The following is a 14,725-nucleotide window of genomic DNA, read 5'->3' as shown; positions in this document are numbered from 1 at the left end:
CGGCTATGAACCCTATAGCTGGAGTGATCTGCCATCAGCCCCTAGAATCGGCGCACGATTTAAGGAGTGCCGCCCATGCTGATGGTGATATCCCCAGCCAAGACCCTCGATTTCGAGACCCCGCCCACCACTACCCGTCACACCCTGCCCCAGTATCTGGACCATTCCCAGCAACTGATTACCCAGTTGCGCGAGCTGACGCCCCCGCAGATCGCCGAGCTGATGCATCTGTCGGACAAGCTGGCCGGCCTGAATGCTGCACGTTTTGGCAGCTGGAATCCGGACTTCAACCTGGCCAATGCCAAACAGGCATTGCTGGCGTTCAAAGGTGACGTGTACACCGGTCTGGCTGCCGAGACGCTCAATGAAGCCGGCCTGGACTACGCCCAGCAACACCTGCGCATGCTCTCGGGCCTGTATGGCCTGCTGCGGCCGCTGGACCTGATGCAGCCTTACCGCCTGGAAATGGGCACCCGGCTGGCCAACGCCCGTGGCAAGGACCTGTATGCCTTCTGGGGCACCCGGATCAGTGAGTGGCTGAATCAGGCGCTGGCCGATCAGGGCGACGACCTGCTGCTCAACCTGGCGTCCACCGAATACTTCTCGGCGGTCAAGCGCAGCGCCCTGCAGGCACGGGTCATTGATACCGAGTTCAAGGACTTCAAGAACGGCCAGTACAAGATCATCAGTTTCTACGCGAAAAAAGCACGCGGCATGATGAGCCGTTTTGTCATTGATGAACGCATCCAGTCGCCTGAAGCACTTCAGGGGTTTGATGTGCAGGGTTACTACTACAGTGCCGAACAGTCCACGGCTAATAAGCTGGTGTTCCTTCGTGACGCACCTGCCGACTGATTGATGCCCTGCTGACACCTCCCGCTTCCCGGCCCGGTAAGGCAGATAGCCATTACCGGGGCCGCGGCTGTCAAGTTCCTGCAATAAACCGCCGGATAAGTGGCGCCTGAAAAATGGCAAAAGGGTCTATGATTCTTTTACTTCTTCACGCTTATCGAAAAAAAATCATTTTTTTAGCCGATGGCCTGTGGCCTTAGATGGTTAGTGGCCACTAACCATCAAACTAGCTGAAACGCTTAACTTTAAAGGACTGGGCCGGGGGCAGCCATCATTTTGCAACTACCCGGCTAGTTGGCCAACTTTGAAAATCTGCGGAAAACGGGACGAGTGGCCCGGAACTATTTCATGCCACTCAGGTTCCTACATCCCGTAACGATTCAGGCCCACCATGTAGGTAATAACTTACAGCGACACGGAGAGCGACAGGGGTTACCACAACGTAGTTTGATCACTGGGATGATCAAGGCTGTCGGTATCGAATCAATACATAGACTTATAACGTCAGACAGGAAAGACATTGAGCCGAACGCTTCAGACAGGACGAGACAGGATGGCGAGGCCCTGGCCCCGCAGTGTTGCTGATCTTACGGGCTGATGAAGGCGGTTCAGTAAGTGGTACATGACTCCCAGAGCAAACCCCTGCCCTCACGGACAGGCTATTTGCCACGTGTACCTGGCGTCAATTGAGTCGGCCCTCCCTGTATTTGGCTACTCATTAAATTAAACATGCCTGCGTTAGTTAAGTGACTTGTTATAAGTCACCGCTGCCGACGTAGGGAATCTGCTGGCCCGCGTTTCATACCCAGCAACTTTTAGTTAGGCGTTACAATCGAGGAGAGTGCGATGCGTATCAGCATTTTTGGTTTGGGTTATGTCGGTGCAGTGTGTGCCGGATGCCTTTCTGCACGGGGTCATGACGTTGTCGGTGTAGATATCTCTGCCGAGAAGATTGCCCTGATCAATAACGGTAAGTCGCCCATCGTCGAGCCCGGTCTGGGCGAGTTGCTGGAACAAGGTATCCGGACCGGCAAACTGCGCGGAACCACTGACTTCTCCGAAGCCATCCGCAGTACTGACCTGTCGATGATCTGTGTCGGGACGCCCAGCAAGAAGAACGGCGACCTGGAACTTGATTACATCGAATCGGTGTGCCGCGAGATCGGTTACGTCCTGCGCGAAAAAAACTCGCGCCACACGGTAGTTGTGCGCAGCACCGTACTGCCAGGCACGGTCGCCAATGTGGTGATCCCGATCCTGGAAGATTGCTCGGGCAAGAAGGCCGGCGTCGATTTCGGCGTGGCAGTCAACCCGGAATTCCTGCGCGAAAGCACCGCGATCAATGACTATGACCAACCGCCAATGACCGTCATCGGCGAGTTCGACAAAGCCTCCGGTGACGTGCTGCAGTCGCTTTACGAAGAGCTGGATGCGCCGGTGATCCGCAAGGACATCGCGGTCGCCGAGATGATCAAGTACACCTGCAACGTGTGGCACGCCACCAAGGTGACCTTCGCCAACGAGATCGGCAACATCGCCAAGGCGGTCGGCGTCGATGGTCGTGAAGTGATGGAAGTGGTCTGCCAGGACAAGACCCTGAACCTGTCGCAGTACTACCTGCGTCCGGGCTTCGCCTTCGGCGGCTCGTGCCTGCCCAAGGACGTCCGCGCCCTGACCTACCGTGCCGGCAGCCTGGACGTCGAAGCGCCGCTGCTCAACTCGCTGATGCGCAGCAACGTCTCGCAGGTCCAGAACGCCTTCGACATCGTTGCCAGCCACGACACCCGCAAGGTTGGCCTGCTGGGTCTGAGCTTCAAGGCCGGCACTGACGATCTGCGTGAAAGCCCGCTGGTGGAGCTGGCCGAGATGCTGATCGGCAAGGGCTTCGAGCTGAGCATCTACGACAGCAACGTCGAGTATGCCCGCGTCCATGGTGCCAACAAAGACTACATCGAATCGAAGATCCCCCACGTCTCCTCGCTGCTCAACGCGGACTTCGACAAGGTCATCAACGACTCGGACATCATCATTCTGGGTAACCGTGATGAGCGCTTCCGCGCGCTGGCCGACAAAGCGCCGGAAGGCAAGCGGGTGGTCGATCTGGTGGGCTTCATGTCCAAACCGACCACTGAAAACGGCCGCGCCGAAGGCATTTGCTGGTAAGCGCAGCAGTAAGTTTTAAGCGGCAAGCTTCAAGCTGTCAGCCGCTGCCCCAAGTCCGGAGCCTGATGCTCCTGACCTGTGGTTTGCAGCTGACAGCTTGCAACTAATCCGAAGGATGCTTCTGATGGACAGGCTTAAAAACGGCCTTTTGCAGGCTGCCGGTTGGCTGTTTTACCTGACTCTGCTGGGTGCGCTGGTGACTGCGCTGCCAACCAGCATCTTCGACTCGCAGTCGAAGAACTTCATTTTCCTCATCGGTATCGTCGGTATCTGGCGTTACTCGATGGGCGCCACGCACTTTGTGCGCGGCATGCTGTTTCTCTACGTGGTCTACCCGCGCCTGCGCCGCAAAATGCGCAAGCTGGGCGAGCAAGCCAACCCTTCCCACGTGTTCCTGATGGTTACCAGCTTTAGGATCGATGCCAGCACCACCGCCCAGGTGTACAGCTCGGTCATTCAGGAAGCCATCGACTGCGGCCTGCCGACCACCGTGGTCTGCTCGCTGGTCGAGCTGTCTGACGAGTTGCTGGTCAAAAGCCTCTGGGAGCGCCTCAATCCACCAGAGCGGGTCAGCCTGGATTTCGTCCGGATTCCCGGCACCGGCAAACGTGACGGCCTGGCCTATGGCTTTCGCGCCATCTCCCGGCACATGCCCGATGACCGTGCGGTGGTGGCAGTGATCGACGGCGATACCGTGCTCAACAAAGGCGTGGTGAAAAAGACCGTGCCGTGGTTTCACCTGTTTCCCAATGTCGGTGGCCTGACCACCAACGAATTCTGCGAAGTGCTCGGCGGCTACGTGATGAGCGAGTGGCACAAGCTGCGCTTCGCCCAGCGGCACATCAACATGTGCTCGATGGCCCTGTCCAAGCGGGTACTGACCATGACCGGACGGATGTCGGTGTTCCGCGCCAGCGTGGTCACCGACCCGGAATTTATTGCCGACGTCGAGGCCGACTCGCTGCACCACTGGCGCCTGGGCACCTTCCGCTTTTTGACTGGCGACGATAAATCCAGCTGGTTCAGCCTGATGCGTCTGGGTTACGACACCTTTTATGTGCCCGACGCCGCCATCAATACCGTGGAGCACCCGCCAGAGAAAAGCTTCCTGAAAGCCAGCCGCAAGCTGATGTACCGCTGGTACGGCAATAACCTGCGGCAGAACTCCCGCGCCCTGGGGCTGGGCGTGCGACGCCTGGGCATCTTCACCAGCATCGTGCTGTTTGACCAGCGCGTGTCGATGTGGACTTCGATTCTGGGCCTGACCGTGGCGATCATCGCCAGCTTCAAATACGGCGGCGCGTTCCTGCTGATGTACCTGCTCTGGATCGGTATTACCCGCCTGATCCTGACCCTGTTGCTGGCCTGCTCGGGGCACCGGATCGGCCCGGCCTACCCGATCATTCTCTATTACAACCAGATCGTCGGCGCCCTGATGAAGATCTACGTGTTCTTCCGCCTGGATCGTCAGTCCTGGACCCGCCAGGACACCAAACTCAGCCGCGACATGGCCAGCTTCCAAGGCTGGTTCAACACCTGGTCGTCCCGAACCATGACCTTTTCAGCCGGCAGCATTTTTGTCGCTGTGTTGCTGACCATGGTCTGACCGGGCCTCTGAATCAATCGATCAATCAGGAAAACTCACCATGAATACCGCCGTGAACGCCAATGTCGTGCATGAATCCGAAGCCCAGCGCCAGCACGCCCGAGTCAAGCTGCCGGCCAAACTGCGCCTGCTCAACGGGGCGCCCAACGCGCCGCTGGTCAAGGTCGAAGACCTCAGTGCCGGCGGCCTGAGCTACATCGCCCCGAACCCGCAAGCCTTGCGCGTCGGCGAAGTGATCAAGGCGCGCATGCAGTTTCTGGTCGACAACCTGGGCCTGGCCATGGACGTCGAGTTGCTGATCCAGTCGATCAACCCCACCACCGGCCGGGTCGGTGCGCAGTTCCAGAACCTTGAGCCGCAGGACATCGCCACCCTGCGCCACCTGATTACCTCGCACCTGGCCGGCGACATCGTCAGCGTTGGCGAAGTACTGGCCACCCTGCAACGCGATAACTTCACCCGGCCGCGCAAGAACAAGGCCGGCGAAGGCGGCATGGGCTTCTTCGGACGGCTGCGCGCCGTGACCTTCAGCCTGGGGATTTTCATTGTCGGCCTGGGTGCGTTCGGCTTCATTCTCAAAACCGTCTACGGCCTGTACTTCGTCAGCCACGCCTCGGCCGGCCTTGTCACCGTACCGAGCCTGGACGTGACCATGCCTCGCGAAGGCACGCTGCAAAGCCTGGTGCAGGTCAACCACGAGGCCGAGAAAGGCGCGCCACTGGCCTCGTTCAACACCAACATGCTGGAGATGCTCAAGGGCGGCCTGGCCGGTGAAGACCTGCAACCGGCGAAGATTGAAGAGCTGTACGGCAAGCAACTGAGCGGCACCCTGACCAGCCCGTGCGACTGCGTTGTGGCTCGCCAACTGGTAGCCGACGGCCAATATGCCTCCAAGGGCCAGGTGATCTTCCAATTGGTGCCACGCAACACCCCGGCCACTGTTGAAGCCCGCTTCACCTATCGCCAGTTCCGTGACGTCAAGCCCGGCACCCAAGTCAGCTTCCAGATCGCCGGCGAAGACCAGGTGCGCACCGGCCGGGTGGTCAGCAGCGCCAACCTGACCAATAACGACCTGTCGACCGACATTCGCGTGCAAATCAAGCCTGACGAGTCGCTGAGCAGCGCCTTCATCGGTCGTCCGGTGGAAGTGGTCAGTGATCGCGGCCCGTCGATGAACTGGCTGATCGATAAAGCCGTGGCTGCAGGTCTGTAATCATGAACCGTCCGCTTCGACGCTCGTCGATCTTCCCGCTGCTGTCCGCGACCACATTGGGCCAGGCTGTTGCTCTGGGACTGGCTGTGACCCTGGCTGGCTGCGCCGGCCTGCCCGATCAGCGCCTGGCCAATGAAGCCATGCAGAACGGCGATACTGCCCTGGCGGAGCGCAACTATCGGCAACTGGCCGAGCTGGGTTACAGCGATGCCCAGGTCGGTCTGGCCGACATTCAGGTGGCCAGCGGTGACCCGGCCCGCCTCAAGGAGGCCGAGGCCACCTACCGGGCTGCGGCGGCCACTTCGCCACGCGCCCAGTCACGCCTGGGCCGGCTGCTGGCCGCCAAGCCCGACGCCACCAATGCCGAACGCAAAGAAGCCCAAGGGCTGCTGCAAAAAGCCTTCGCCAGCGGCGAGTCTGGCAGCCTGTTGGCGCTGGCCATGCTTTACCTGCAATACCCGCACAGCTTCCCTGAGGTCAACGCCCAGCAGCAGATCAGCCAGTGGCGCAGCATGGGCTATGCCGAAGCCGGCCTGGCACAGATCGTTCTGTACCGCACCCAAGGCACCTACGAGCAGCATCTGGATGAAGTCGAGAGCATCTGCAAACAGGCGCTGGCCAGCACCGACATGTGCTACGTCGAACTGGCCACGGTCTACCAGACCCGTGGCCAGGCCGACCAGCAAAAAGCCCTGCTCGACCAGCTCAGAAGTGCCTACTCGGCCGGCCGGGTCGACGCCCAGCGCGTCGACAGCGTGGCCCGGGTACTGGGCGATGCGCAGGTCGGCAGCCCTGATCCGCAAACCGCTCAGCAATTGCTCGAAGGCATCGCGCCGGGCTACCCGGTGTCATGGGTCACCCTGGCCAAGCTGCTCTACGACTTCCCGGAGCTGGGCGACGTCGACAAGATGATGGAGTACCTGGACAACGGCCGCGCTGCCGACCAGCCGCGCGCCGAACTGCTGCTGGGCCGACTCTACTACGAAGGTAAATGGGTACCGGCTGACGCGAAGAAAGCCGAGCAGCACTTGAGCAAGGCCAGTGCCAGCGAACTGTCTGCCCACTACTACCTGGGCCAGCTGTACCGCCGTGGCTATCTGGGTCAGGTATACCCGCAAAAAGCCGTGGATGAACTGCTGCTCGCCGCCCGTGGCGGGCAGGCCAGCGCGGACTTCGCCCTGGCGCAGCTGTTTTCCCAGGGCCGCGGCATCAAGCCTGACCTGGTCAATGCCTGGGTCTTCAGCCAACTGGCCAAGACCCACAATCCGACCCCGCAGGCCGATGAACTGGCCCAGCAGATCAACCCACAACTGTCACCCGCACAACTCGCCGCTGCCCAGCAGCTGTTGCAACGCGAGCAAAAAGCCCGGGGCGCGACCGCCAGCCAGAACGCGCTGGTCCTGCAGACCCTGCAAAAAGACGACGGTGAGGAAGCACTATGAAGCTGAACCCTTTGATGGCCGCTGGCATGGGCCTTGGTTTCACCCTGCTGTGGGCCTGCCCGACGCTGGCCGCCATGACTGAAGAAAAAAACTTCGGCCTGGAAGCGAAGATCACCGCGCAAAGCGAGGATGACCGCGACCTGGGCACCCGCTCCGGCGGTGACGTCAAGGGTATCGGCCTGGACCTGCGCCCCTGGGTATACGGCGAGCGCGGCAACTGGAGCGGCTACGCCATGGGCCAGGTGGTCACCGCCACCGATACCATCCAGACCGACCCGCTGGAACAGACCACCATCGACAGCAATGGCCAGAGCGGCACGCAGATCTCCCGCGGTAACGCCAGCGAGCGTGAAGTCGACAAGACCTACGCCGCGCTGCGTGAATTCTGGATCGGCTACAGCGGCTTCACCCCCTACCCCGGGGAAGTACTCAAATTCGGCCGCCAGCGCCTGCGCAACGCTGATGGCCAGTGGCACGACACCAATATCGAAGCGCTGAACTGGACCTTCGACACCACCCTGCTGCGTGCCGAACTGGGTGCCGCTCAGCGTTTCAGCGAGTACCGCACCGACCTCACCGAACTGGCGCCGGAAGACGAAGACCGTCAGCACCTGTTCGGCTCGGCCAGCTATCAATGGACGCCAGGCCACTGGGCCGGCATCCGCGCCCACCACAGCCATGACGACGGCAAGCTCAAGCGCAGCGGCGAAGTGCTCGACGATCTGGACAAGACCGCCAATGGCGACCTGACCTGGGTCGGCCTGAACGTCGACAGCGATGCCTATAACCATCGCAATACCCACACCGTCAATTACTGGGGCAGCCTGACCTGGCTGACCGGTAACCGCGACCAGATCGGCGCCAACTACGACAACACCACCGACCAGTACCTGGCCGGCGACAAGACCGGGCGTAACGTCAATGGCTGGGCGACCGACCTGGGCATCCGCCTGCGTCTGGACCCGCAATGGCAAGTCGGCGCCGCGTACTCGCGCGCCAGCAAGGATTACGAACAGAACGGCCTGGAGAGCAACCGCTCGAACTGGACCGGCACCCGCTCGCGCGTGCACCGCTTCGGTGAAGCCTTCCAGGGTGAAATGGCCAACGTCGAAAGCGCTTCGCTGTTCGCCTCCTGGCAGTTCAACGAGGAGTACGACGCCTCGCTGATCTACCACAAGTTCCGCCGCGTCGATGGCAACGCCGGCATCGGTGGCGCCGGGATCAACCCGACCCGTGAAGTGATCGATGCCAGCGGCATCCCGACCAATACCTTCAGCTCCCTGCCGCTGGAAGACGGCCGTAAGGATCTGGGTCAGGAGATGGACCTGGTGGTCACCAAGTACTTCAAACAAGGCCTGCTGCCGGCAGCGTTGAGCCAGTCGTTCGATGAGCCGTCGGCGCTGGTGCGCCTGCGCGCCGGGGTGTTCAAGCCGGGTGATGCCTATCACGACCAGGTCGACAGCTACATGCATCGCGCCATTGTCGACGTCATCTGGCGCTTCTGAAGCGACGGCCCAAGGAGTGCGATGAAATGAATCGTCAGATCAACAACGCCAGGCCGCGCCATTGGCCGCATACCCTGCTCGAAAGCGCAGTGCTGGGCAGCGCCTTGCTGGTGGCCAGTGCCGCACTGGCCAACACCCCGGTGGTCAGCGAACCGGCCAAGTCGGTGGTCAAGGAGCTGCAACAGGCCAAGACCTACACCATCACCAGCCCACCGGCCGAGCCGCTGGCGATGCAGACCCCCGAGCTGCCCGACCTGTCCGGCTACACCACCGAGGCTGCGCTGCAAAAGATCGACCGCAGCGCCAAAGGCAAGGTCCGTGTCACGCGAATGATGGATGAAGAAACCGGCATGAAGGAGTTCGTCGGCGGCGACAACAAGATGGCCGAGTGGGTGGCGCGCCAGCGCGGTATCCCGCAGATCATCGTGGTCGAGAACGGCTATGCCAGCCTGCAGGATGTGGCCCGCCAAGTGCCCAAACAGATGCTCAGCGAAGTGTCGCCCGGCGTATTCATCGCCCGCGTGCCGATTCTGGTCAAGCAAACCGGCAGCCTGGAAATCGACAAGCGCACCACCGAACTGCGCCTGTCTCAGGAGCGCGGCGCATTTCTGGTCAACGAAGGCAAGCTGCTGATCGCCAACACCCAGGTCAACGGCTGGAGCGAGACCCGCAACGGCCATTCCACCTGGCGCAAGGCCGGCGAATTCCGCCCGTTCCTGCTTAGCTGGGGCGGCTCGCAGACCTGGATCGCCAGCAGCAAGATGGCCAGCCTGGGTTATGACCAGAGCAAGTCTTACGGTGTGAGTATTTCCCAGTACACGCCCAATGCGGCCAAGGTGCTTAACCGCCCCGAGCCGACCGGCTGGATCATTGACTCGGAATTCTCGGACCTGTGGTACGGCTTCTACTGCTATGAAACCGAAAACTTCGTGATCAAGGGCAGCACCTACCGCGACAACATCGTCTACGGCATCGACCCGCACGACCGCTCGCACGGGCTGATCATCGCCGAGAACACCGTGTACGGAACCAAGAAGAAGCACGGGATCATCATTTCCCGCGAGGTGGACAACAGCTTCATCTTTCGCAACAAGAGCTACGACAACAAGCTCTCCGGCGTGGTCCTGGACCGTAACAGCGTCGGCAATATCGTCGCCTTCAACGAGATTTACCAGAACCACACCGACGGCATCACCCTGTACGAGAGCGGCAACAACCTGTTGTGGGGCAATCGGGTGGTGGCCAACCGTCGCCACGGTATCCGGGTGCGTAACAGCACCAACATCAAGCTCTACGACAACCTTGCTCTGGGCAATGGCCTGATGGGCGTCTACGGCCACATCAAGGACTTGAACGACACCGACCGCGACATCGACCTGGACCCGTTCGACGCCGAAGTTTCGCTGATCGTGGTCGGCGGCCAGCTGGCCAGCAACGGTTCCGGCCCGCTGGCAATCGACTCGCCGCTGAGCGTCGAACTCTACAACGTGGCCATGCTGGCACCGACCAAAAGCAATGGCATCACCTTCAACGGCGTACTGGGCGAAAACCAGGAGCAGATCCTCGATCTGCTGGTGCGCCAGAAACGCGCCGTCCTGATCGATCCCGTCGAAAGCCAGAGCGAGCTGCGCCAATGAGCCGAGAGACTTCCATGCATAGCCACCTGATCAAATGGCTGGGCCTGTCCAGCCTGACCCTGGGCCTGATGGCCGCTGCCGGCGCCGCGCGGGCCGACGACAGCCTGGCACCGGACTTCACTGCCCAGCCGTGCTGCCAACTGTGCCCGGCCGCCCATGATGCCAGTAACTACACCACCCGCTATCAGCAGAACTTCACCACCCTGATTCAGGCTGAGGGCGACTGGCTGTTCCGTACCAAAGAAGACCTGCGCACCGAGTTCGACACCACGCCGGCCGGCTATAAGCGCCTGCAAGAACTGCAACGCGCCTTCAAGCGCAAGGGCATTGACCTGGTGGTGGTTTATCAGCCAACCCGTGGCATGGTCGACCGCAACAAGCTGCTGCCGCAGGACCGCGCCAAATACGACTACGACACCGCGCTGAAGAATTACCAGGCGATGCTCGGCCGCTTCAGCAAGATGGGTTACTGGGTTCCGGACCTGAGCCCGCTGACCAGTGAAACCCAAGACCAGGATTTCTACTTCCGTGGTGACCAGCACTGGACCCCTTACGGCGCCCAGCGCACCGCCAAGGTGGTGGCCGAGACGGTGAAGCAGATCCCGGGCTTCGACGAGATTCCCAAGCGCGAATTCGAAAGCCACAAGTCCGGGCGCATGGGCAAGACCGGCACCCTGCACAACATGGCCGGCCAGCTGTGTGGCACCAGCTATGCGATCCAGTACATGGACCAGTTCGCCACTGAGCCCAAGGGCGAAGCCGGTGACGGCGACCTGTTCGGCGACTCGGGTAACCCGAAGATCACCCTGGTCGGCACCAGCCACAGCGGCAAGAACTACAACTTCGGCGGTTTCCTGCAGGAATACATCGGTGCCGACGTGCTCAACGTGGCCTTCCCCGGTGGCGGCCTGGAAGGCGCGATGATCCAGTATCTGGGCAGCGAAGACTTCCACAACAATCCGCCGAAAATCATCGTCTGGGAATTCTCGCCACTGTACCGCCTGGACCAGGACAGTATCTGGCGGCAGATGTTTGCCCTGCTCGATGACGGCTGCGATGCCAAGCCTGCGGTGCTCAGCGCTGAAACCAGCCTCAAGCCCGGCAACAACGAAGTGCTGGTCAACGGCAAGAACGGCATCAAGGACATTCGCAACTCGGCCAACCGGGTCGACATCCAGTTTGAAGACACGTCGGTAAAAACCCTCAAGGCGCGCCTGTGGTACATGAACGGCCGCCATGAAGACCTGAAGATCGAAAAACCGGAAACCGCCGACACTGATGGACGCTTCGCCTTCGACCTGCGCGAAGACGAAGACTGGGCCAGCCAGCAACTGCTGGCCCTGGAAATCGAAGGACCCGAAGCAGGTAGTGAGCCACAGAAAGTCAAAGCCCAGGTGTGCAAACGCAATGCATTGCCAGGTACCCAACAGCATTCTGCGCAAGCCGGATTATGAGGTGACTTATGCAGATATCCCGACCTGTCCGCCCCGCCCTGCTGTCGCTGGCCATTCTGGCTGCGACCGCCTGGAGCGGCGCGGCTGCGGCAGCAGCGCCGCTGATTCCGCCCCAGGGTTACTCGGCCCCCATCGAGAAGATGAAAACCGGCGATCACAACTTCAGTTGTGCCGCCATCCCGCAGCCGTATACCGGTGCGCTGGTGTTTCGCAGCAAGTACGAGGGCTCTGACAAGGCCCGTGCAACCCTTAACGAAGACGCTGAAAAAGCCTTTCGTAACGCCACCCAGGACATCACCGATCTGGAGCGCGGGGTGAGCAAGGTGGTCATGCAATACATGCGTGACGGCCGCCCCGAGCAGCTCGATTGCGCGCTCAACATCCTGACCACCTGGGCCCGCGCCGGTGCGCTTGAGTCGCAGGAGTTCAACCATACCGGCAAGTCGATGCGCAAATGGGCGCTGGGCAGCATGTCGGCGGCGTACCTGCGGCTGAAGTTCTCCGACTCGCGGCCGCTGGCCAACCATCAGCAGCAGGCCCAGGAAATCGAAGCCTGGTTCAGCAAGCTCGGTGACCTGGTGATCAGCGACTGGAGCAACCTGCCGCTGGAAAAAATCAACAACCACTCGTACTGGGCCGCCTGGTCAGTCATGGCCACCGCCGTGGCGACCAACCGCCGCGACCTGTTCGACTGGGCCGTCAAAGAGTTCCGGGTCGCCGCCAATCAGGTCAGCCCGGAAGGCTTCCTGCCCAATGAAATGAAACGTCGCCAACGCGCGCTGGCTTATCACAACTACGCCCTGCCGCCGCTGGCGATGGTCGCCAGTTTCGCCCGCGCCAATGGTGTGGACCTGCGCCAGGAAAACAACGCGGCGTTGCAGCGCCTGGCCCAACGGGTGCTTGAAGGGGTACGCGACCCGGACGAGTTTGCCGACCGTGGTGGCGAGAAGCAGGACATGACGGATCTGAAGAAGGACCCGAAATTCGCCTGGCTGGAACCGTACTGCAGCCTCTACACCTGTGATGCCGAGGTGCTGGAGGAAAAGCACGAAAAGCAGCCGTTCAAGACCTTCCGCCTGGGCGGGGACCTGACCCGGGTCTATGACCCTAATCACGACCGTGACAACCAGTGATTGGGTAACACCGTAGGAGCGGCTTGAGCCGCGAATGATTCATAGCGAATTTCGCGGTTCAAGCCGCTCCTGCAGATAGCGATGCGATGTCCCCCCTGTTTTTCATAGGGGGGTTTGGGGGGGCATTGGCCCTTATTGCCGGACTGACGGAGTAAAGACGGATGGTGTTTTCATCCAACGTGTTCCTGTTCCTGTTCTTGCCGATCTTCCTCGGCTTGTACTACGTGAGCGGGCAACGCTACCGCAACCTGCTGTTGCTGATCGCCAGCTACATTTTCTACGCCTGGTGGCGTATCGACTTCCTGAGCCTGTTCATCGCCGTTACGGTGTGGAACTACTGGATCGGCCTGAAGGTGGGCGCCGCCGGGGTACGGACCAAGACGGCGCAGCGCTGGCTGCTGTTGGGGGTGGCGGTCGACCTGTGCATCCTGGGCTACTTCAAGTACGCCAACTTCGGTGTCGACAGCCTCAACGCCATCATGACGTCCATGGGCCTGGAGCCGTTCATCCTGACCCACGTACTGTTGCCGATCGGTATCTCGTTCTACATCTTCGAGTCCATCAGCTACATCATCGACGTCTACCGGGGTGACACACCGGCGACCCGTAACCTGATCGACTTTGCCGCGTTCGTGGCGATCTTCCCGCACCTGATCGCCGGTCCCGTACTGCGTTTTCGTGACCTGGCCGACCAGTTCAACAACCGCACCCACACCCTGGACAAGTTCTCCGAAGGCTGCACGCGATTCATGCAGGGCTTCATCAAGAAGGTGTTCATCGCCGACACCCTGGCCGTGGTCGCCGACCATTGCTTCGCGCTGGAGAACCCCAGCACCGGTGATGCGTGGCTGGGTGCGCTGGCCTATACCGCACAGCTGTACTTCGACTTCTCCGGCTACAGCGACATGGCCATCGGCCTGGGCCTGATGATGGGCTTTCGCTTCATGGAGAACTTCAAACAGCCGTACATCAGCCAGTCGATCACCGAATTCTGGCGGCGCTGGCACATCAGCCTGTCGACCTGGCTGCGCGACTACCTGTACATCACCCTGGGCGGCAACCGCGGCGGCAAGATCGCCACCTACCGCAACCTGTTCCTGACCATGCTGCTTGGCGGCCTGTGGCACGGCGCAAACATCACCTACGTGATCTGGGGCGCCTGGCACGGTATCTGGCTGGCCATCGAGAAAGCCGTGGGCATCAACACCAAGCCTTACAGCTTCAACGTGATCCGCTGGGCGTTCACCTTCCTGCTGGTGGTCATCGGCTGGGTGATCTTCCGTGCCGAGAACCTGCACGTGGCCACCCGCATGTACAGCGCGATGTTCAGCTTCAGCGACTGGCAGTTGTCGGAACTGACCCGCGCCAACCTGACCGGCCTGCAGATCGCAACCATGGTGCTGGCTTACGCGACCCTGGCGTTCTTTGGCCTGCGCGACTTCTACAGCGACCGGCCGGCCAAACAAGGCAAGGCCAAGGCCGACGGCCCGGCCACTGACCAGCCTGGCACCATCAAAGCGGTCCCGGGCGATGCCGCTGGCAGCATCCATGAGCCGGGCTTCACCGTGGGCCGCGAAGCCAATGTGCAGGCGGCCTACTGGCAGGCTGACTGGCCACGCTACGCGATGCGCGTGCTGGTGCTGCTGCTGTTCATCGCGTCGATCCTGAAACTGTCGGCGCAGAGTTTCTCGCCGTTCCTGTACTTCCAGTTCTGAGGGGC

At 61.0% G+C, this 14,725-nt stretch carries 10 protein-coding genes; all 10 read left to right on the top strand.

All coding sequences use genetic code 11. The features are described from left to right. Positions 1–75: 75 nt before the first annotated feature. The 10 genes from yaaA to NJC38_RS04575 all read left to right on the top strand — a co-directional run bounded on the left by yaaA (position 76) and on the right by NJC38_RS04575 (position 14,720). The gene (gene yaaA, locus NJC38_RS04620) at positions 76–855 is read left to right on the top strand and encodes a peroxide stress protein YaaA (protein ID WP_253111789.1); all 780 of its coding nucleotides are present in this window, start codon (positions 76–78) and stop codon (positions 853–855) included. A gap of 843 nt (positions 856–1,698) precedes the next feature. After that, the gene (locus NJC38_RS04615) at positions 1,699–3,015 is read left to right on the top strand and encodes a nucleotide sugar dehydrogenase (protein WP_045482961.1); all 1,317 of its coding nucleotides are present in this window, start codon (positions 1,699–1,701) and stop codon (positions 3,013–3,015) included. Positions 3,016–3,136: 121 nt separating this feature from the next. After that, on the top strand, positions 3,137–4,621 hold the full coding sequence (gene alg8, locus NJC38_RS04610) for a mannuronan synthase (protein WP_253111864.1): 1,485 nt from the start codon (positions 3,137–3,139) through the stop codon (positions 4,619–4,621). Positions 4,622–4,661: 40 nt separating this feature from the next. Beyond that, complete coding sequence (locus tag NJC38_RS04605; protein ID WP_253111788.1) at positions 4,662–5,834, top strand: alginate biosynthesis protein Alg44; 1,173 nt, start codon at positions 4,662–4,664, stop codon at positions 5,832–5,834. Between the two features lie 2 nt (positions 5,835–5,836). After that, a complete protein-coding gene (gene algK / locus NJC38_RS04600) occupies positions 5,837–7,276 on the top strand; it encodes an alginate biosynthesis TPR repeat lipoprotein AlgK (protein WP_253111787.1) in 1,440 nt (479 codons plus the stop codon). Beyond that, positions 7,273–8,781: an alginate export family protein gene (locus NJC38_RS04595; RefSeq protein ID WP_045482966.1), complete on the top strand. Its 1,509-nt coding sequence runs from the start codon at positions 7,273–7,275 to the stop codon at positions 8,779–8,781. The genes algK and NJC38_RS04595 overlap by 4 nt, the downstream gene beginning before the upstream one ends. Positions 8,782–8,807: 26 nt before the next feature. Further along, positions 8,808–10,418, top strand: coding sequence for a mannuronan 5-epimerase AlgG (gene algG, locus NJC38_RS04590; RefSeq protein WP_253111786.1), 1,611 nt, complete (start codon positions 8,808–8,810; stop codon positions 10,416–10,418). 14 nt (positions 10,419–10,432) lie between these two features. Next, a complete protein-coding gene (locus tag NJC38_RS04585) occupies positions 10,433–11,872 on the top strand; it encodes an alginate O-acetyltransferase (protein WP_253111785.1) in 1,440 nt (479 codons plus the stop codon). Positions 11,873–11,880: 8 nt separating this feature from the next. Next, positions 11,881–13,005, top strand: a complete 1,125-nt coding sequence (locus tag NJC38_RS04580; RefSeq protein WP_253111784.1) for a mannuronate-specific alginate lyase — start codon at positions 11,881–11,883, stop codon at positions 13,003–13,005. Positions 13,006–13,166: 161 nt separating this feature from the next. Then, entirely contained in the window at positions 13,167–14,720 is a 1,554-nt protein-coding gene (locus NJC38_RS04575) for an MBOAT family protein (protein WP_045482971.1), read from the top strand. Positions 14,721–14,725 lie beyond the last annotated feature (5 nt).

It is taken from the genome of Pseudomonas sp. 21LCFQ010, assembly GCF_024129905.1.
In the GTDB taxonomy this organism is placed as follows: Bacteria; Pseudomonadota; Gammaproteobacteria; order Pseudomonadales; family Pseudomonadaceae; genus Aquipseudomonas.
The sequence above is the reverse complement of the archived record's forward strand: the minus strand, read 5'-3'. Positions and strand labels throughout refer to the sequence as shown.

Coding starts and splice junctions, on each gene's coding strand:
- yaaA (WP_253111789.1), top strand. CDS start 76: ATGCTGATGGTGATATCCCCAGCCAAGACCCTCGATTTCGAGACCCCG.
- NJC38_RS04615 (WP_045482961.1), top strand. CDS start 1,699: ATGCGTATCAGCATTTTTGGTTTGGGTTATGTCGGTGCAGTGTGTGCC.
- NJC38_RS04605 (WP_253111788.1), top strand. CDS start 4,662: ATGAATACCGCCGTGAACGCCAATGTCGTGCATGAATCCGAAGCCCAG.
- algK (WP_253111787.1), top strand. CDS start 5,837: ATGAACCGTCCGCTTCGACGCTCGTCGATCTTCCCGCTGCTGTCCGCG.
- NJC38_RS04595 (WP_045482966.1), top strand. CDS start 7,273: ATGAAGCTGAACCCTTTGATGGCCGCTGGCATGGGCCTTGGTTTCACC.
- algG (WP_253111786.1), top strand. CDS start 8,808: ATGAATCGTCAGATCAACAACGCCAGGCCGCGCCATTGGCCGCATACC.
- NJC38_RS04585 (WP_253111785.1), top strand. CDS start 10,433: ATGCATAGCCACCTGATCAAATGGCTGGGCCTGTCCAGCCTGACCCTG.
- NJC38_RS04580 (WP_253111784.1), top strand. CDS start 11,881: ATGCAGATATCCCGACCTGTCCGCCCCGCCCTGCTGTCGCTGGCCATT.
- NJC38_RS04575 (WP_045482971.1), top strand. CDS start 13,167: ATGGTGTTTTCATCCAACGTGTTCCTGTTCCTGTTCTTGCCGATCTTC.